The sequence below is a fragment of the Qipengyuania profundimaris genome (genome assembly GCF_030717945.1).
Classification (GTDB): Bacteria; Pseudomonadota; Alphaproteobacteria; order Sphingomonadales; family Sphingomonadaceae; genus Qipengyuania; species Qipengyuania profundimaris.
In genome coordinates this window covers 1,601,136-1,616,722 of record NZ_JAVAIM010000001.1, presented here as the reverse complement: position 1 = coordinate 1,616,722, position 15,587 = coordinate 1,601,136, and the positions used below count along the sequence as shown (strand labels likewise).

Sequence of the window (15,587 nt, the reverse complement as noted above, 5' to 3'; positions counted from 1 at the left end):
GCGTCGAAATCGCTTGCTTCAGAAATCCCATCCGATCGCAACATGGGCTAGTCCCGGCAATCCCTTGCGGGATTTTCCGAGAGCGCCTGCAGTCAGGACCGGGCCGTCTTTGGCGAGCGGCAAGGTTACAACCGGCGGATCCCAGGCGATGACGCGGGTGTCGGTACCTCGAGGGAGAAGCGGTTCGTCCTGCATAACACGCCTGGTGTCCACGCGATCAGGTGCGGCGAGATCGAACATCGAATCCAGCGGAAGATTTTCGGCCTTGAGCTGCGCGGACTCACCTGGATCGGCGGCGGCCGGAATTGCAAATGTCGCGCACGAAATTGCAATCCCCATAGCGAGTTTCACCTGCGACCAACCTTTCCTTATGCAGAAAGGACGCTCGGCAGGTTTGGTTAGTTCCCGATCTGAAAGTGATGCAAAGCCCTCGCTTGCCCAGAACCGGCGCTGGCTGGAAGCTACTTGAGCGCCGAGACAAGCAGTTTGTGCAGCTTCGAATGCAGCGCATCGTTCGCTGCGAGGATCTGCTCGTCATGTACCGGTTTGGAGCGACCGCGATAGTCGGTCATGAACCCACCAGCCTCACGCACCAGCAAGCCGCCGGCAGCGGTGTCCCACGGGCTCAGGCTGCTTTCCCAAAAGCCGTCGAAACGGCCGGCAGCGACCCAGGCGAGGTCCAACGACGCGGCGCCGAAGCGCCGGATGCCGGCTACATTCGGCCCGATCGCGCCATAGATGCGCGACCACTCGTCGAAATTGCCGACGCCCTGGAACGGCATACCCGTCGCGATCAGCGCGTCGGACAGGTTCCGCCGGGAGGATACCCGCAACCGGCCATCGTGCAGCCACGCACCGCGCGATTTCTCCGCCCAAAAGGTCTCGTCCGTGATCGGCTGGTAGACGACGGCTGCAGTGACATCGCCCCAGCCTCCACCGCCGAGCTTGGGCTCCTGCGCCGCGATCGAGATCGCGAAATGCGGGATGCCGTGGAGGAAGTTGCTGGTGCCGTCGAGCGGGTCGATGATCCAGCGCGGCTGGTCGGGCGCGCCCTCGATCGTGCCGGCTTCCTCCAGCACGAAACCCCAGTCGGGCCGCGCCTGTTTGAGCTCGTCGTACAGCGTGCGTTCGGCGCGAATATCGGCTTTGGACACGAAATCGGCAGGACCCTTGCGGCTCACCTGCAGATGTTCGATCTCGCCGAAGTCGCGGCGCAGGCGGCCACCCGCCTTGCGCGCGGCCTTTTCCATCACGCGGATCAGTCCCGACAATGCGGCCATGGTAACTCTCTTATTCGGTAAGGACGCGGATCGAGCGCGCCTGAAGATGGATGTCGCCCCATTCGGAGCGCATGTCGAAGCGCGAGCCTTCGATGCTGAACTCGGTGATATCGAAGCGTTTCTTGCCGTCGACTCCGCCTTCGGGACGATCGAGCGTCAGCTTGGAAATCCCCGCGAATTTCAGCATTCCGGGATGGAAACAGCAGTCTTCGCCCTCGCCCGGCTGTTCGTAGTCGGCATGGGCGGGATCGAGGCAGAAATCCATCTCCAGCACCAGTTCGTCGTCATTGATGATCACGCCCAAAAGGACGCTCTTCTCGATGTCGATATTCTCGAACCGGCTGGCGATGGATTTGCCCATGATGCGCGTCCCTTAGCTGGCTTTGCCGACGTAGCTCTGTTCGTAGACGTCGACGATAATGCGCGTGCCACTTTCGATATGCGGCGGCACCATGATGCGAACGCCGTTGTCGAGCACCGCGGGCTTGTAGCTGGAGGAAGCGGTCTGCCCTTTCACCACGGCGTCGGCTTCGACGATCTCGGCTTCGACCTGCTGCGGCAGCTCAACCGAGATCGGCTTTTCTTCCCACAGTTCCAGCTTCACCTGCATACCGTCCTGCAGGAACGGGCGGGCATCGCCCAGCAGGTCGCTCGGCAGGTTGATCTGCTCGTAGGTGTTCTGGTCCATGAACACGAGCATGTCGCCGTCTTCGTAAAGGAACTGATAGTCCTGGGTATCGAGGCGCACCTTTTCGACCGTGTCGGCGCTGCGGAAGCGGACGTTGGTCTTGCGACCGTCCTGCAGGTTCTTCATTTCGACCTGCATGTAGGCGCCGCCCTTGCCGGGCTGGGTGTGCTGGATCTTGGCGACCTTCCAGATGCCGCCTTCGTATTCGATGATGTTGCCCGGACGGATGTCCACGCCGCTGATCTTCATGGGGAAGCTACCTTCGACTTGTAAAAGAGCTGGCCACCATTGCTGCGATGACCTCGTGCGCCGCGCGCCTTAGCCGAGTGGAGGCACGCGGGCAAGGCGAGTGGAACTTCGAGCGACATCTGCTATGTAGAGTGTGGACGGATATTATGAGACTCAACGCACTCAGCATCGCGCTCGCATGCATTGCGGGCCTTCTCTCTTCACCCGTCGACGCGCAGGGTCGGCTGACGCTGCTCGACCGCGGGACCTACGTCTGCGCCCTCCCCGGCGACGCGACCGGCAGCGCCTGGGTCGAACAGGCGGGTCGCGAGTTTACGATCGAAGGCGGATCGAGCTACGACACGCCGCGTGGCGGCGGCACCTACCTAATGGAGGGCCGGCAGGTTATCTTCACCCGCGGCCCGATGCGCGGCATGAAGTTGATGTTGTTGAGCTCGGGCCTGCTCCAGGAGATCGGGCGCGACGGAAAGCTCGGTCGCCTGCGCTGCCACCGGACCGGAGCCCGGGACTAGCGTTTAGCGCTGCGTTAACAGGGTATATGGATTGAGGGCATTGGCCGGCTCCCACCATTCCGCATCCTTCGTCGTCTGCATGATCGCGAAATGGAGATGCGGCGCATCTTCGCTCGCATTGCCGCTGCTGCCCACCGTGCCGAGACGCTGACCGCGGCGGACGCGCTGGCCTTCTTTCAATCCTTCCGCGTATTCGTCGAGATGGGCGTAGTAGTAGATCGTCTCGCCGTCTGTCGAGCGGACGTAGACCGTATTGCCGCCCGCTTCGGACTTGAACAGGCGTTCGATCTGGCCCGGCGCGGCGGCGACCACGCTGGTGCCTGTCGGTGCCATGATGTCGATCGCTTCATGAAGACGATCGCCACCACTTCTCGAATCGCTGAAAGTATCGGTCAGATCACCGGGTCGAATGTTCAGCACCGGGATCTGCAGGGTTCCCGACGCCGATGATGCGGGGGCCCTCACCCCATTAGGATCGAGTGGCTCTGCACCCGGACCCGGAGATTCGAGCGCGGGCATCGCGACCCCCGTCGCCGTCTCGGTACTGTCCGGGCTCGGCGCGGCCTCTGCCGGCCGCGTGCTGTCGCGCTGGCCCTCACTCGTCGCGTTTTCGATCAGGCTGCCGCCCACGATGATCCATACCGCGCTGGTCAGCGTGGCCGTGATGACGATGGTGAGGATGCGGTCGACGAGCTTCATGAGTGCTCTCTAGCGCCTCAAGCCTCGAAAATCACCTCTGTCGATTGCGACACCATGCCGGCGAGCCGCGCGGCATCCCAGTTGGTCAGGCGCACACAGCCGTGGCTTTGCGCTCTGCCGATGGTCTCGGGATCGGGTGTGCCGTGAATGCCGTAATGCTCCTTCGACAAATCGATCCAGACCACGCCGACTGGGCCGTTCGGCCCCGGCGGAAGGGTGAACTCCTCGCCCTCAGCGTCTTCATCGCCCTGCAGGACCTTCGGATCGTAATCGAACGGCGGGTTGTATGCTTCGCCCACGATGTCCCATTCGCCAATCGGCAGCGGGAATTCGCTGGAACCGGAGCTGACCGTGAATAGCGCGACGAGCTTTTCACCCTGGTACGCCTTCAGCGTCTTGCCAGCCTTGCTGACGACGATGCGATCGACCTCGGGCTGGTCGCTGCCGACCCCGAGCGAGGCGAGCGTCTGCTGCCAGCTCGTGTCGTCGATTGAACCGGGTGCAATACGGTCGTTCCCGATATTCGGCACGCGAATCTGCTGGCCGGGCGTGAAGTAACTCTCGCCGGAAGATGTGTCGTTCGAAGCCGTGCGCGTCGAACTTGCGCTCGGGGTCGGTGTCGGCGTCGAAGTTCCAGTCGCAGAGGGCGATCCGATAGGCGTTCCGCTGGCCGAGCCGCTCGCGCCAGCTGGCCGACCGTTCGGATTGAGCTGCTTGAGAACATCGACAGTCGTATGAAAACGCTCTGCAAGCCGCTCGTCGAGAGATTTGTAGCCCATTCGTTCAAGCTCGGCCTGAGCCTCCGTTTCCTCGGGAATGTCCGTGTATTCGGCATCGCTCCAGCTGGCAGGGATCGTTACGACGCGCGTCGCCGGGATCCGCTCCCATTCCGACAGCGCTTCTTTGGTCGCGTCATCGAGTTCGCCCGTCACGTCGAGGTCGTTGGCTTCCTGAAAGCCATTGAGCGCGTTCTCGGTGCTCATGCCCATCTTCCCGTCGATCACGCCCGGCCCGAAGCCGATGCGATCCAACACGACCTGCGCCTGCATGATTGGGCGGTCTTCGGGATCTGGAATGTCCGCGGATTGGGTGCTGTCGGCAGAGCCCGTCTCGGATGCATTCATGTAGCGTTCGTCGTTCGAGGCCATGGTATCGGCGAGATTGTCGTCGCCATAGGTCTGGTAACCGTAATCGTTTTGCGCGGTCCTGGTCGCGTCGGTCTGCGGCTGATCGGCTTGGTCGGCACCGCCCGATCCGCAGGCGGAGAGCGCCAGGAGCGATGCGGCGAGTGCGAGGGTATGGGGCTTGAACGACATGGTGGGACCTCCTGAAATCGGGACGCATTCGGTCCCTTTAGGATGTCAAACTCACGCCTCGCCGATTTGCTCCACAAAGGCTTTTACGGCAGCCACTTCGTCGCCCGACCATATTGCACCCGACACGGCGAGAAAGTCGGCACCGGCCTTGATGAGAGGTGCGCAATTTGCCGGAGTGATGCCGCCGATGGCGACCGAGGGCAGCTCGACCATTTCGCTCCACCACTGGAGCAGTTCGATTTCCGCGCGATGCGAGGTTTCCTTTGTTTTGCTCGGAAAGAATGCGCCGAACGCGACATAATCTGCCCCGGCCTCGCCCGCTTCCAGCGCGAGGTGGCGCGAATCGTGACAGGTCACGCCAATCTGCGCTTCCCGGCCCAGGTCTTCGCGAGCCTCCCGCGGATCGCCGTCGCCCTGGCCTAGGTGCACGCCAGCGGCCCCGATACGCTTGGCGAGGGCGACGTCGTCATTGACGATAAAGGCCACATCGCGCGCGGCGCAGATCGCCTGCAGCGGCTCGGCAAGCCGCGCTGCTTCGTGCTGGTCGAGGCCTTTCACCCGAAACTGGAACGCGGTGACAACGCCCTTCCCCGCATCGAGTGCGCGTTCGAGACGCTCCGGAAAGGTGCCCGACACGTCGAGCGGCGAGATCAGATACAGCTGGCAATCGGTCATCGGCCGCGTTCTCTAATGCGCTTGCCGCAATTCGTCACCCGTTCAGATGCGCGACAGCGTCGTTGGCCGCAAATGCCTAAATGAAGACTCTCTTTGCCGCCGCCCTCGCCCTGCCGCTGTCCGCCTGTGCGATCATCCCCGACACGCCACGTGTGAACGGCGATGCCGCGACGCAAGGCACGCCGGTTGCGCTCGGCGAAGCGGTCTGGACGGGCGACACCATTCTCAAACCGCTGGCGGTGACCGAAGACAGCCGCTGCCCCGTCGACGTTCAATGCGCCTGGGCGGGCAGACTGACGGTCTCCACGCGGATCACCGCGACAAGCTGGGCGCAGACTGCTCCCTTGACGCTCGGCGAGCCCTACGAGGTTCTTGGGCGGACCTATGTCCTCACATCGGCAACGCCGGAGAAGACTGCGGCCGGAGAAATCCCGGCCACCGAGTATCGCTTCACCTTCGAACGGCGCTGAGCGTCAAGTAACACTCGCAGCGTGAATCTGGTCGATCGCGGTCGACAGCGTGCCGTCGAAATCCTCGTCGCTCTGGTTGTGCCGTAGATCCTGCAGCAGGCCGCGGCTGAAGCTCGCGATCATGCCGGGATTCTTTGCTAGTTCGGCGCAAGCCTCGTCCGTCGAATAACCACCCGACAGCGCGACGACGCGCAGCACCTTGGGGTGATTGGTCAGACCGGAATAGAGGCCTGCCGTCTTCGGGATCGAGAGCTTGAGCATGACCTGCTGACCGTCGGGCAGCGCATCGAGGCCTTCCTCGATCGCTTCCAGCAGGATCGCTTCGCCTTCCGCGCGGTCCGTGGCAGTGATGTCGTATTCCGGCTCCAGCATGGGCACGAGACCGGTCGACAGGATGCGCGCACCTTCGGCAAATTGCTGGCGCACCGCTTCCTTGATGCCGACCGGATTGGCAGACTTCACCACCGAGCGCATCTTGGTGCCGAAAACACCGAGGTCCTTGGCGCGGCGGCACATGTCTTCGAGACCCGGATTAGGCTTCATCAGCTGGGCCCCGTCACGCTCGTCTTCCAGGCCCTTGTCGACCTTGAGGAAGGGGACGATGCCGCGTTCCTTCAAGCGCGCAGGCACGCTTTTGCCGCCACTTTCGCCGTCCATCGTCTTTTCGAACAGGATGGCACCGATGACCTTGCCATTGCCGAAGCACGGCGCCTCGATGATGCGCTGACGCATTTCGTGGATGAGGCCGAACATTTCGTCTTCGGTGGTCCAGGCGCTGTCCTCGACGCCATAGCCCTTCAGCGCCTTGGGCGTGGAGCCGCCCGACTGGTCAAGCGCTGCGATAAAGCCCTGGCCGGTGGCGACGCGCGCCTTCATCTCATCGAAAGTCATCGGGAAATCCTCGTGCCTGTGCATTCGTATGCGCGCGCCTTAGCCAAGCGGTTTCGCACCTGCAACAGCGCACGGGTAACTTATGCCGTGCCGGGACGTATTGGTTGGAGAGAAGAGGAGAATTGGATGCTCGACGATACGCAAGAGCAACTCTGCAAGGACAATACGACCGACTTTTCCGATTTGAAGGCACTGACGATCAATTGCACGCTGAAGCCCTCGCCGCAGGGATCGCACACCGACAAGCTGCTGGGCCTTGCCGAAGCTATCCTCGTGAAGAACAGCGTCGCCCTGGAGACGGTCCGGCTGGTCGATCATGCCATCGCGCCGGGGGTGTATCCCGATATGAGCGAGCAAGGCGCAGAACAGGATGACTGGCCGAGCATCTGGAAGAAGGTCCAAGGCGCCGACATCCTCATCGTCGGAACCCCGATCTGGCTGGGCGAGAAATCTTCCGTTTGCCAGCGGCTGATCGAGCGGCTCTATGCGCATTCCGGCCAGACCAACGACAAAGGGCAATATACCTTTTACGGCAAAGTCGGCGGCTGCATCGTCACCGGCAACGAGGACGGCATCAAGCATGTCGGCATGGGCGTGCTCTACTCGCTCCAGCACGTCGGCTACACCATACCACCGCAAGCCGACGCGGGATGGATCGGCGAAGCGGGGCCCGGCCCCAGCTATGGCGACGCAAAGGAAGATGGCAGCGGCTATGTCGGCTTCGACAACGACTTTACCCGCCGGAACACGACTTTCATGACGTGGAACCTGATGCATTTCGCGCGCATGCTGAAAGATGCTGGCGGCATACCGGCATGGGGTAATACGGTTGATCTGTGGAAGGAAGGCTACCGCTTCGACGCGCCCAATCCGGAGTATCGTTGATCAGTCCCTGCGGGTGATTTTGCGGATGATCCCGTTGAAGCTGAGCACCGGAGTGCCATCGGCGGTGATCTTGCCGACGACGTAGATCGTCTTGCCGCCAGCCCGCACGACTTCGCCGCGTGCTTCGATCAGCTGGCCGACTCGTGCAGGATCGAGAAAGTCGCCCGCAAGATGCATCGTCACGCCATGCGACTCCGCCAGAGCATCGGTGGCGATGGTGAACAGTGCGCTATCGGCAAAAGTCATCAGGCAGCCGCCGTGCATGAAGCCGGCACCATTCATGTGCCGTTCTTCCGCGCGGAAAGCGGATACGTAATCGCCATCCTCATCGCGGCGCTCGTAGAACGGACCGGCGCGCTGCTCGAAAGCATCGCTGTTCCAGGTGGACCAGCCTGCGAATTCGCCTTCGGTGACCGGGATCAACCCGCCGCCCGATCCGACAGCTTCGTTCTCGCTCATGCTGTCAACGCGGCAACGCCCGGCAGGTCCTTGCCTTCCATCCATTCGAGGAAGGCGCCCCCGGCGGTCGAAACGAAAGTGAAGTCATTCTTCACACCTGCGTGAGCTAGCGCGGCGACGGTATCGCCCCCGCCAGCCACGGAGATCAGCGAGCCGTCCTGCGTCAAAGCGGCGGCCGTCTTAGCCAAGGCGACCGTGGCGGCGTCGAAAGGTTCGGTCTCGAAGGCCCCCATGGGACCGTTCCACACAAGCGTGCGGCAGGTCTTGAGCACGTCGCCCAGCGCCTCGGTCGCGAGCGGGCCGACGTCGAGGATCATCTCGTCATTGGCTACCTCGTGGACGTTGCAGGTGCGTAGCGACGCGGGATTGGCGGCGAATTCCTTCGCGACTACGACGTCATACGGCAGATGCACCGTGCAACCGGCGTGGTCCGCCTCGTCCATGATGCGGCTGGCCGTATCGGTGAGGTCGTGCTCGCACAGCGATTTGCCGACATCGACACCCTTCGCGGCGAGAAAGGTATTTGCCATCCCGCCGCCGATGATCAGGTGCTGGACCTTGCCGACGAGGTTTTCGAGCACGTCCAGCTTGGTCGAGACCTTCGCCCCGCCGACCACTGCCGCCACCGGCTGTTCCGGGTTGCCGAGCGCGGCATCGAGCGCCTTCAATTCCGCCTCCATTGCACGACCAGCGTAAGATGGCAGATGGTGCGCCAGCCCCTCGGTCGAGGCGTGCGCGCGGTGCGCGGCGGAGAAGGCATCGTTGACGTAGAAATCGCCATGAGCGGCGATGCCCTTGGCGAAGTCCGGATCGTTGGCTTCCTCGCCGGGCCAGAAGCGGACGTTGTCGAGCAGGCCGATATCGCCATTGCCGAGAATGCCGATCGACTGTTCGACCACCGGGCCCATGACCTCGGGAATGAACATGATCTCCTTGCCGAGCACCTTTTCGACATCGCCCTGCACGAAGCTGGTCGACATGGTCGAGTGGCGCTGTCCCTTGGGACGGCCGTAATGCGCGAGCAACAGGACCTTGGCGCCCTTGTCGGCGAGTTCGAGGATCGTGGGTTTCACCGCCTCTACCCGCGTGACATCGGTGGCCGACCCGTCCTTCATCGGAAGATTGAGATCGACGCGTACCAGCGCGACCTTGCCGGTGATATCGTCAAGGTCGTCCAGGGTCCTGAAATTGCTCATCGAATAGTCCTTACAGGAACTTCGCCATCACGCCGGCGGTGTCGAGCATGCGGTTCGAGAAGCCCCATTCATTGTCGTACCAGCTGACGACACGGGCGAGCTTGCCTTCCATCACGCTGGTCTCGAGGCTGTCGATGGTCGAGCTGGCGGGATAGTGGTTGAAGTCCGAGCTGACGAGCGGCTGGTCGGTATAGTCGAGCACGCCCTTCATCTTGCCTTCTGCCGCTTCCTTCAGCGCCGCATTCAGCTCCTCGGCGCTGGTGTCGCGGCCGGGGGTGAAGACGAGATCGACGAGGCTGACATTCGGCGTCGGCACGCGGACCGAGCTGCCGTCGAGCTTGCCGGCCAGTTCGGGAAGGACGAGGCCGACCGCGCGGGCAGCGCCGGTGGTGGTCGGGATCATGTTCTGCGCACCGCCGCGGGCACGGCGCATGTCGCCATGCATCTGGTCGAGCATGCGCTGGTCGTTGGTGTAGCTGTGGATCGTGGTCATGAAGCCGCGCTCGATCCCGACCGTGTCGTGCAGCACCTTGGCCATCGGCGAGAGGCAGTTGGTGGTGCAGCTGGCGTTCGAGACGATCACATCTTCGGCGTTCAGCACTTCGTGGTTCACGCCGTAGACGATGGTCGCGGAAACGTTCTTGGCCGGCGCCGAGATCAGCACGCGCTTGGCACCCGCATCGAGATGCGGACGGCAGGCTTCGTCGGACTGGAAGAAGCCCGTGCACTCGAGCACGATGTCGATACCCTGCTCGCCATGCGGAAGCTTGCCGGGCTCACGCTCGCTGGTGACCGCGATGCTCTTGCCGTTGACGATGATGGCGTTGTCGCCGGTCTCGACCGTGCCGGGGAAGCGGCCGTGCGTGCTGTCATACTGGAACAGCAGCGCATTCGCCTTGGTGTCGGCCAGGTCGTTGATACTGACCAGGTCGAGATCGTGATCGTCACGCTCCAGAATGGCGCGCGCCACGAGGCGGCCGATACGTCCGAAACCGTTGATTGCAACCTTCGTCGCCATGGAAGAAACTCCTGCTTAGCCGTTCAATTTGTTCATAATTTGCGGGACGATCGCGTCCGCGGTGATGCCGAATTTCTCGAACAGGTCGGGCGCCGGCGCACTGGCGCCGAAGCGGTCGATACCGATGTTGAGGCCATTGGCCATGGTATAGCGCTCCCACCCGAAGGTCGTGCCTGCTTCGATGCTGACCCGCAGTATCTTGCCGGGATCGACATTCGGCAGAAGGTCAGCCTTGTAGCTTTCGTCCTGCTCGTCGAAAAGTTCGGTGCAGACCATCGAAACGACATCCGCGCCAATGCCCTGCTGTTCCAGCTGCTCGGCGCATTCCAGCGCGACGTGCACTTCGGAACCGGTCGCGATCAGGATGACGCGCCGCTCTGCGCTAGCCTGTTTGAGGCGGTAGGCGCCCTTCGCGCACATGCCGGTCTCGTCCGGCGTGTTGCGAACCTGCGGCAGGTTCTGGCGGCTGAGCGCGAGGACGGTCGGGCGGTCCTTTTCGCGCAAAGCGATGTCCCAGCACTCGGCTGTCTCCACCGCATCGGCAGGCCGCATGACAAGGAGGTTCGGGATCATCCGCAGCGACTGGACATGCTCGATCGGCTGATGGGTTGGACCATCCTCTCCAAGGCCGATGCTGTCGTGCGTCATCACGTAGATCACGCGCGCTTCCTGCAACGCCGAAAGCCGGATCGCTCCGCGGCAATAGTCGGTGAACACCAGGAATGTGCCGCCATAGGGAATTACCCCGCCATGCAGCGCCATGCCGTTCATCGCGGCGGCCATGCCGAATTCGCGGATGCCGTAATAGATATAGCGACCCGAATAATCGTCCGCGGTGAAAGGGCCGATGCCCCCGGCCTTGGTGTTGTTCGAGCCGGTCAGGTCGGCACTGCCGCCCATGGTCTCGGTCAGCTGGCCGTTGATCTGCGCCAGTGCCATCTCGCTGGCCTTGCGCGTTGCGACCTTCTGCGGTTCGGCGATGAGCTTGCCGATATAGTCGTCGAGACTGAAGCTTTCGGGCAGCTCGCCCGCCATGCGCCGCTCGAAGTCGGCGCGGCGACCGTCGTTTGATAGGCGGTCAAGCCAAGTACGATAAGCGTTCTGCCCGTTTTCGGCAGTGCCGCGCCAGTCGGCCAGCACCTGTTCGGGGATTTCGAAGGGCTTCGCGTCCCAGCCGAGCAAGTCGCGAGCGGCGGCGATCTCGTCATCGCCCAGCGGTGCACCGTGGGTTGCGCTGGTGCCCTGCTTGTTCGGCGAGCCTTTGCCGATGACAGTGCTGCAAGCGATGAGCGAGGGGCGTTCGTCCGCCACCGCCTCGTCCAGCGCGCGGCGGATGTCATCGAAATCATGGCCGTTGCAGCTGACTACATGCCAGCCGGTCGCTTCGTAGCGCGCCTTGATGTTCTCGCTGGTCGAAAGGTCGGTCGACCCATCGATGGTGATATTGTTGTCGTCCCACAGCACGTTCATCCGGCCGAGCTTGAGATGCCCCGCCAACCCAATCGCTTCGTGGTTGATGCCTTCCATCAGGCAGCCATCGCCCGCGATCACCCAAGTCCGGTGATCGACCAGATTGTCACCGAAATCGGCGTTCAGCTTGCGCTCTGCGATTGCCATGCCGACTGCCATCGCGAGGCCCTGCCCCAGCGGACCGGTGGTGCATTCCACTCCGGCGAGAAGGAAGTTTTCCGGGTGCCCCGCGCAAGGGCTGCCGAGCTGGCGGAAATTGCGGATGTCTTCGGTTGTCGGCGCATCGTAGCCCGAGAGGTGGAGCAGCGCGTAGATCAGCATGGACCCATGACCGGCAGACAGCACGAAGCGGTCGCGATCGGCCCAGTCGGGCGTCTTGGGATCGTGCTTCAGATATTCGCCCCACAAAACCGTGGCGACGTCGGCCATACCCATCGGCATGCCGGGATGTCCCGAATTCGCCGCCTGCACCGCATCCATCGAAAGTGCCCGGATGGCGTTGGCCATCTTGACCATGCGGGACGTTTCAAGGCTCATGCTAATGCTCTCCGGAAAAGGGCCGATTCGACGCGCGGAAGCCATCGCGGAGGGGAGGCGGCAGGTCAAGGCGGCTACCGGGCCATGCACAGGCGGCCCCGGGCTGACCCAACTTATCAACAGGACGTTGCAAGGCTTTGCCTATAATCGGCAATCTTGGTAATTCGGGACATCATGTCGGCAGAACGCATCACCCAGGCAATGGACCGGATCGACCGTGCGCTGAGCCGGATCGAAACACAGGCGGCGCTCGCGCGCCATTCCAGCAACGCCGCGCCCGAGAACGACGATGCTGGCAATTGCGATCTCGCGCAGCGGCACGAGGCCCTGCGCAAACAGGTCCAAAGCAGCCTTGCCGAACTCGATACGTTGATCGAAAGCCTCGAGAAATGAGCGATGTAAGGCTGAAAGTCGGCGGGCGTAATTACACCGTCGCCTGCCAAGATGGTCAGGAAGCGCATATCGAGCGTCTTGCCGGGGTGATCGACAACAAGCTGAGCACGATGGGTGCCAATCTTTCCAATCAGGAAGCGAAAAACCTCCTGTTTGCGGCCCTTCTTTTGGCCGACGAGCTGGACGAGGCTCAAAGCGCCCCACCGCCGCCTCCCCCGCCAACAGCTCCGGATTTCGACAGCGCCCGGCTCGCTACCCAGCTCGAACGCATCGCCGGTGCGCTGGAGAATGCGGCCACCACCCTTGAGAGCTGACCGCGCGCATCCTAAATAGCGTGGTGGCGGGGCTGCCCGGCACGAGCCGCATGAATATCCCTGAGGCTATAAGCAATCCTAGGGAGCTGTCCCTGCCCTGGAACACGGGCCACTGCGTTTTTCGGAACGGAACCCAGGAACCGGGGTATACGGCGCCCACCTGACGTTTTAGGCGTCAGAGGATTTCAAGGTAACGACCCATGGTGGTCCCGCCACACCATCGCAGACAGGATGCCTCCAAGCGTGACACTTCCGAGCAAGGACGACCTGCGCCAAGAGCTTCGCGCCGCGCGCAAAGCGCATGTCGAGGCTCTGCCGGACAGCATGCGCGCACTCGTCTTCCACCGCCCCCCTGCTCCGCTGCTTGACCTGGTTGCAGACGGCGCCGTGATCGGCCTGTACCGGGAGAATGCATATGAGGCGCCTGCTACGTCCTACGCGAAATTCTTTCTGGAGCACGGCCACGAGCTCGCCCTGCCCCGCTTTGCGGGTGGCGGCGCACCGATGGAGTTCGCGCGCCTCGTCGATCCTTTCGAGGGGGAGGATTTGGAAGAAGGGCCGTTCGGGCTGATGCAGCCATCTCCGGAAGCACCTTTGATGCACCCTGATGTGTTGCTAGTTCCGCTCGTCGGTTTCACCGACAACGGCGGGCGGCTCGGACAAGGTGGCGGGCATTACGATCGCTGGCTGGAAGCCCATCCGGAAACGGTCGCGATCGGCATGGCATGGGATTGCCAGAAGTGCGACTGGCTGCCGGTAGAAGCACATGACAGGCGTCTGCAAGCCGTGGTCACTCCCACTCGCTTTTACGGACCATTCGCATGAGGGCTCATCGATGAGAGACGAACCGACCTGGCGGATACCCGTCGGCCTGCTGGGCCTGCTAGCCGCGCTGCTGGTCTACGGCATTGTCATTGCGCGCTACGTGCCCGAGCTGATCGGCGGTTGGCACGCGCTGGCCCAAACCGTGGTATACCTCGTCCTCGGCCTCGTCTGGCTGCTGCCGTTGCGGCGCTTCCTGATCTGGATGGAAACCGGGCGCTGGGGCTGATTGCCAAGCAGGGATGCCTGCCCTAGCCTCCCTTGTGGGAGAGAAACATGGCAACACACAGTGGCGGCGCAGGCCTGCCCGTCAGCGATAAACCGTCGGTCGGGCTGAAGCTCGCGCATGGGTTCGGGGCGGCGGCTTTCGGCATTAAGAACAACGGTTTCGATTATTTCCTGTTGCTGTTCTACGGCACGGTAATCGGGTTGGAGCCGGGACTGGTCGGCCTTGCCATCCTCATCGCACTGGTCTTCGATGCCCTGTCCGATCCTCTGGTCGGCTATTGGTCGGACAATTTCCGCAGCCGCTGGGGCCGCCGCCACCCCTTCATGTACGCTGCTGCCGTTCCAGTAGCGCTCAGTTACTTCCTGCTCTGGAATCCACCCGACTGGGGAAAGACCGGATTATTCCTCTACCTCACGGTCATCGCGATCCTGATCCGCACCTTCATCACATTCTACGAGACGCCCAGCACCTCGCTAATCCCCGAGCTCGCAGCCGATTACGACGAGCGCACCAGCCTCCAGTCCTACCGGCTGTTCTTCGGCTGGGCGGGCGGCAATATCATGAGCGTGATCATGTTCGGCGTCCTGCTCGCCGGTCCGCTTGGGATGCGCGATCCGGAAGCCTTTGCAACCTATGGCATCATCGGCAGCGTCACGATCTTCCTCGCCATCATGGTCTCCGCTCTCGGAACCCACCATCGCATTCCCCACCTGCACCGCCCGGTGGCCACCGGCGAGCGCTACAGCGTCCGCCGCATCTTCCGCGAAATGATCGAAACGCTCAGCGAACGCAGCTTCATCGCGCTCTTCCTGGCCATGGTTTTCTTCTCGGTAGCGACTGGCCTGGCGGCCTCGCTGTCGTTCCTGATCCTCAATTATTTCTGGGGCTTCAGCGAGTTTCAGATCTTCATCTGGACCTGCTCGGTATTTTTCTCCGCGCTGTTCGGCTTTCTTCTCGCCCCGTGGTCAACCCGGAAATTGGGTAAGAAGAAGGCCACGATCATGCTGGGCCTGCTGGCCTTCACGATCCAGCCAGCACCCGTGCTGCTTCGTCTTATCGGCGCGATGCCCGAGAACGGCGATCCGCTGCTTTTCCCGTTGGTGCTGGCAATCAACGTGATCGACCTCGCTTTGATCATCGCGGTTTCGGCGGTTGCCTATTCGATGATCGCCGATCTGGTGGAAGCGAACCAGTTGAAGACCGGCCGACGGAGCGAAGGCGTCTATTACGCGGCGATCACCTTTACCCGAAAGACAACACAGGGCCTCGGCGTGCTGGCTGCCGGTGTCATTCTGTCCGCAATCGCCTTCCCGGAAGGCGCCGAGCCGAGCAGTGTGTCCGAGGACACTCTATGGGCGCTAGGCGCAGGCTATGCGCCGTCGCTGCTCGTCCTGTGGTTGGCAGGGCTGTATTGTATCTCGCGGTACAAGATCGACCGCGCCGAGCACGAGGCCAACCTGCGTCAGCTGGCCGAGCGGGGCTGA

20 protein-coding genes and 1 other RNA gene are annotated in these 15,587 nt (G+C 62.5%); 9 read left to right on the top strand and 12 right to left on the bottom strand.

Annotation, left to right across the window (positions count from 1 at the left end; translation table 11 throughout):
- Positions 1–18: 18 nt before the first annotated feature.
- The 4 genes from Q9K02_RS07970 to efp all read right to left on the bottom strand — a co-directional run bounded on the left by Q9K02_RS07970 (position 19) and on the right by efp (position 2,217).
- On the bottom strand, positions 19–351 hold the full coding sequence (locus tag Q9K02_RS07970) for a hypothetical protein (protein WP_305932412.1): 333 nt from the start codon (positions 349–351) through the stop codon (positions 19–21).
- Positions 352–461: 110 nt separating this feature from the next.
- Positions 462–1,280 (bottom strand): inositol monophosphatase family protein, encoded by an 819-nt coding sequence (locus Q9K02_RS07965; RefSeq protein ID WP_278326979.1) that lies wholly within the window; start codon positions 1,278–1,280, stop codon positions 462–464.
- 10 nt (positions 1,281–1,290) lie between these two features.
- Positions 1,291–1,641, bottom strand: coding sequence for a hypothetical protein (locus Q9K02_RS07960; RefSeq protein ID WP_278326980.1), 351 nt, complete (start codon positions 1,639–1,641; stop codon positions 1,291–1,293).
- Between the two features lie 12 nt (positions 1,642–1,653).
- A complete protein-coding gene (gene efp / locus Q9K02_RS07955; protein WP_305932411.1) occupies positions 1,654–2,217 on the bottom strand; it encodes an elongation factor P in 564 nt (187 codons plus the stop codon).
- 146 nt (positions 2,218–2,363) lie between these two features.
- Here efp and Q9K02_RS07950 point away from each other — a divergent pair, with 146 nt between their 5' ends.
- Positions 2,364–2,729 carry an elongation factor P gene (locus Q9K02_RS07950; protein WP_305932410.1) on the top strand — a complete coding sequence of 122 codons (366 nt, stop codon included), beginning with the start codon at positions 2,364–2,366 and terminating at the stop codon, positions 2,727–2,729.
- Positions 2,730–2,732: 3 nt separating this feature from the next.
- On the opposite strand, the gene Q9K02_RS07945 is transcribed toward Q9K02_RS07950, so the two are convergent.
- From Q9K02_RS07945 to thiE, 3 genes are read right to left on the bottom strand one after another with little or no spacing between them, the layout of a single operon-like run.
- Complete coding sequence (locus Q9K02_RS07945; protein ID WP_305932409.1) at positions 2,733–3,428, bottom strand: M23 family metallopeptidase; 696 nt, start codon at positions 3,426–3,428, stop codon at positions 2,733–2,735.
- Positions 3,429–3,445: 17 nt separating this feature from the next.
- Positions 3,446–4,744 (bottom strand): L,D-transpeptidase family protein, encoded by a 1,299-nt coding sequence (locus Q9K02_RS07940; protein WP_305932408.1) that lies wholly within the window; start codon positions 4,742–4,744, stop codon positions 3,446–3,448.
- A 51-nt stretch (positions 4,745–4,795) separates the two neighbouring features.
- The gene (gene thiE, locus Q9K02_RS07935) at positions 4,796–5,419 is read right to left on the bottom strand and encodes a thiamine phosphate synthase (protein WP_305932407.1); all 624 of its coding nucleotides are present in this window, start codon (positions 5,417–5,419) and stop codon (positions 4,796–4,798) included.
- A gap of 80 nt (positions 5,420–5,499) precedes the next feature.
- On the opposite strand from thiE, the gene Q9K02_RS07930 reads away from it, so the two are divergent.
- Entirely contained in the window at positions 5,500–5,889 is a 390-nt protein-coding gene (locus tag Q9K02_RS07930) for a hypothetical protein (protein WP_305932406.1), read from the top strand.
- A gap of 3 nt (positions 5,890–5,892) precedes the next feature.
- Here the strand turns inward: Q9K02_RS07930 and Q9K02_RS07925 are convergent, their stop codons facing one another.
- A complete protein-coding gene (locus Q9K02_RS07925) occupies positions 5,893–6,780 on the bottom strand; it encodes a fructose bisphosphate aldolase (protein ID WP_305932405.1) in 888 nt (295 codons plus the stop codon).
- Positions 6,781–6,906: 126 nt separating this feature from the next.
- On the opposite strand from Q9K02_RS07925, the gene Q9K02_RS07920 reads away from it, so the two are divergent.
- The gene (locus Q9K02_RS07920) at positions 6,907–7,665 is read left to right on the top strand and encodes a flavodoxin family protein (protein ID WP_305932404.1); all 759 of its coding nucleotides are present in this window, start codon (positions 6,907–6,909) and stop codon (positions 7,663–7,665) included.
- Here Q9K02_RS07920 and Q9K02_RS07915 read toward each other — a convergent pair whose 3' ends face one another.
- Genes Q9K02_RS07915 through tkt form a run of 4 tightly spaced genes read right to left on the bottom strand, consistent with a single transcriptional unit; the run spans position 7,666 to position 12,345 of the window.
- Positions 7,666–8,124 carry a PaaI family thioesterase gene (locus tag Q9K02_RS07915; RefSeq protein WP_305932403.1) on the bottom strand — a complete coding sequence of 153 codons (459 nt, stop codon included), beginning with the start codon at positions 8,122–8,124 and terminating at the stop codon, positions 7,666–7,668. It abuts the gene before it with no gap.
- Positions 8,121–9,320 carry a phosphoglycerate kinase gene (locus Q9K02_RS07910; RefSeq protein ID WP_305932402.1) on the bottom strand — a complete coding sequence of 400 codons (1,200 nt, stop codon included), beginning with the start codon at positions 9,318–9,320 and terminating at the stop codon, positions 8,121–8,123. Before Q9K02_RS07910 ends, Q9K02_RS07915 begins: the two co-directional genes overlap by 4 nt.
- 10 nt (positions 9,321–9,330) lie before the next feature.
- Positions 9,331–10,338, bottom strand: a complete 1,008-nt coding sequence (gene gap, locus Q9K02_RS07905; RefSeq protein ID WP_305932401.1) for a type I glyceraldehyde-3-phosphate dehydrogenase — start codon at positions 10,336–10,338, stop codon at positions 9,331–9,333.
- Between the two features lie 15 nt (positions 10,339–10,353).
- Positions 10,354–12,345 carry a transketolase gene (gene tkt, locus Q9K02_RS07900; RefSeq protein WP_305932400.1) on the bottom strand — a complete coding sequence of 664 codons (1,992 nt, stop codon included), beginning with the start codon at positions 12,343–12,345 and terminating at the stop codon, positions 10,354–10,356.
- 174 nt (positions 12,346–12,519) lie between these two features.
- Here tkt and Q9K02_RS07895 point away from each other — a divergent pair, with 174 nt between their 5' ends.
- The 6 genes from Q9K02_RS07895 to Q9K02_RS07870 all read left to right on the top strand — a co-directional run bounded on the left by Q9K02_RS07895 (position 12,520) and on the right by Q9K02_RS07870 (position 15,587).
- On the top strand, positions 12,520–12,738 hold the full coding sequence (locus tag Q9K02_RS07895; protein WP_278326992.1) for a hypothetical protein: 219 nt from the start codon (positions 12,520–12,522) through the stop codon (positions 12,736–12,738).
- Positions 12,735–13,052, top strand: coding sequence for a cell division protein ZapA (locus Q9K02_RS07890; RefSeq protein WP_305932399.1), 318 nt, complete (start codon positions 12,735–12,737; stop codon positions 13,050–13,052). Before Q9K02_RS07895 ends, Q9K02_RS07890 begins: the two co-directional genes overlap by 4 nt.
- Before the next feature lie 26 nt (positions 13,053–13,078).
- Positions 13,079–13,266, top strand: a non-coding RNA gene (gene ssrS, locus Q9K02_RS07885) — 6S RNA.
- A 29-nt stretch (positions 13,267–13,295) separates the two neighbouring features.
- The gene (locus Q9K02_RS07880) at positions 13,296–13,877 is read left to right on the top strand and encodes a 5-formyltetrahydrofolate cyclo-ligase (RefSeq protein ID WP_305932398.1); all 582 of its coding nucleotides are present in this window, start codon (positions 13,296–13,298) and stop codon (positions 13,875–13,877) included.
- A gap of 10 nt (positions 13,878–13,887) precedes the next feature.
- Positions 13,888–14,103, top strand: coding sequence for a DUF2842 domain-containing protein (locus Q9K02_RS07875; RefSeq protein ID WP_278326995.1), 216 nt, complete (start codon positions 13,888–13,890; stop codon positions 14,101–14,103).
- A 47-nt stretch (positions 14,104–14,150) separates the two neighbouring features.
- The gene (locus Q9K02_RS07870) at positions 14,151–15,587 is read left to right on the top strand and encodes an MFS transporter (RefSeq protein WP_305932397.1); all 1,437 of its coding nucleotides are present in this window, start codon (positions 14,151–14,153) and stop codon (positions 15,585–15,587) included.

Excerpts from the sequence above, each read along its gene's own strand:
- Q9K02_RS07965 (WP_278326979.1), bottom strand. The coding sequence starts at position 1,280 with ATGGCCGCATTGTCGGGACTGATCCGCGTGATGGAAAAGGCCGCGCGC.
- Q9K02_RS07960 (WP_278326980.1), bottom strand. The coding sequence starts at position 1,641 with ATGGGCAAATCCATCGCCAGCCGGTTCGAGAATATCGACATCGAGAAG.
- efp (WP_305932411.1), bottom strand. The coding sequence starts at position 2,217 with ATGAAGATCAGCGGCGTGGACATCCGTCCGGGCAACATCATCGAATAC.
- Q9K02_RS07950 (WP_305932410.1), top strand. The coding sequence starts at position 2,364 with ATGAGACTCAACGCACTCAGCATCGCGCTCGCATGCATTGCGGGCCTT.
- Q9K02_RS07945 (WP_305932409.1), bottom strand. The coding sequence starts at position 3,428 with ATGAAGCTCGTCGACCGCATCCTCACCATCGTCATCACGGCCACGCTG.
- Q9K02_RS07940 (WP_305932408.1), bottom strand. The coding sequence starts at position 4,744 with ATGTCGTTCAAGCCCCATACCCTCGCACTCGCCGCATCGCTCCTGGCG.
- thiE (WP_305932407.1), bottom strand. The coding sequence starts at position 5,419 with ATGACCGATTGCCAGCTGTATCTGATCTCGCCGCTCGACGTGTCGGGC.
- Q9K02_RS07930 (WP_305932406.1), top strand. The coding sequence starts at position 5,500 with ATGAAGACTCTCTTTGCCGCCGCCCTCGCCCTGCCGCTGTCCGCCTGT.
- Q9K02_RS07925 (WP_305932405.1), bottom strand. The coding sequence starts at position 6,780 with ATGACTTTCGATGAGATGAAGGCGCGCGTCGCCACCGGCCAGGGCTTT.
- Q9K02_RS07920 (WP_305932404.1), top strand. The coding sequence starts at position 6,907 with ATGCTCGACGATACGCAAGAGCAACTCTGCAAGGACAATACGACCGAC.
- Q9K02_RS07915 (WP_305932403.1), bottom strand. The coding sequence starts at position 8,124 with ATGAGCGAGAACGAAGCTGTCGGATCGGGCGGCGGGTTGATCCCGGTC.
- Q9K02_RS07910 (WP_305932402.1), bottom strand. The coding sequence starts at position 9,320 with ATGAGCAATTTCAGGACCCTGGACGACCTTGACGATATCACCGGCAAG.
- gap (WP_305932401.1), bottom strand. The coding sequence starts at position 10,338 with ATGGCGACGAAGGTTGCAATCAACGGTTTCGGACGTATCGGCCGCCTC.
- tkt (WP_305932400.1), bottom strand. The coding sequence starts at position 12,345 with ATGAGCCTTGAAACGTCCCGCATGGTCAAGATGGCCAACGCCATCCGG.
- Q9K02_RS07895 (WP_278326992.1), top strand. The coding sequence starts at position 12,520 with ATGTCGGCAGAACGCATCACCCAGGCAATGGACCGGATCGACCGTGCG.
- Q9K02_RS07890 (WP_305932399.1), top strand. The coding sequence starts at position 12,735 with ATGAGCGATGTAAGGCTGAAAGTCGGCGGGCGTAATTACACCGTCGCC.
- Q9K02_RS07875 (WP_278326995.1), top strand. The coding sequence starts at position 13,888 with ATGAGAGACGAACCGACCTGGCGGATACCCGTCGGCCTGCTGGGCCTG.
- Q9K02_RS07870 (WP_305932397.1), top strand. The coding sequence starts at position 14,151 with ATGGCAACACACAGTGGCGGCGCAGGCCTGCCCGTCAGCGATAAACCG.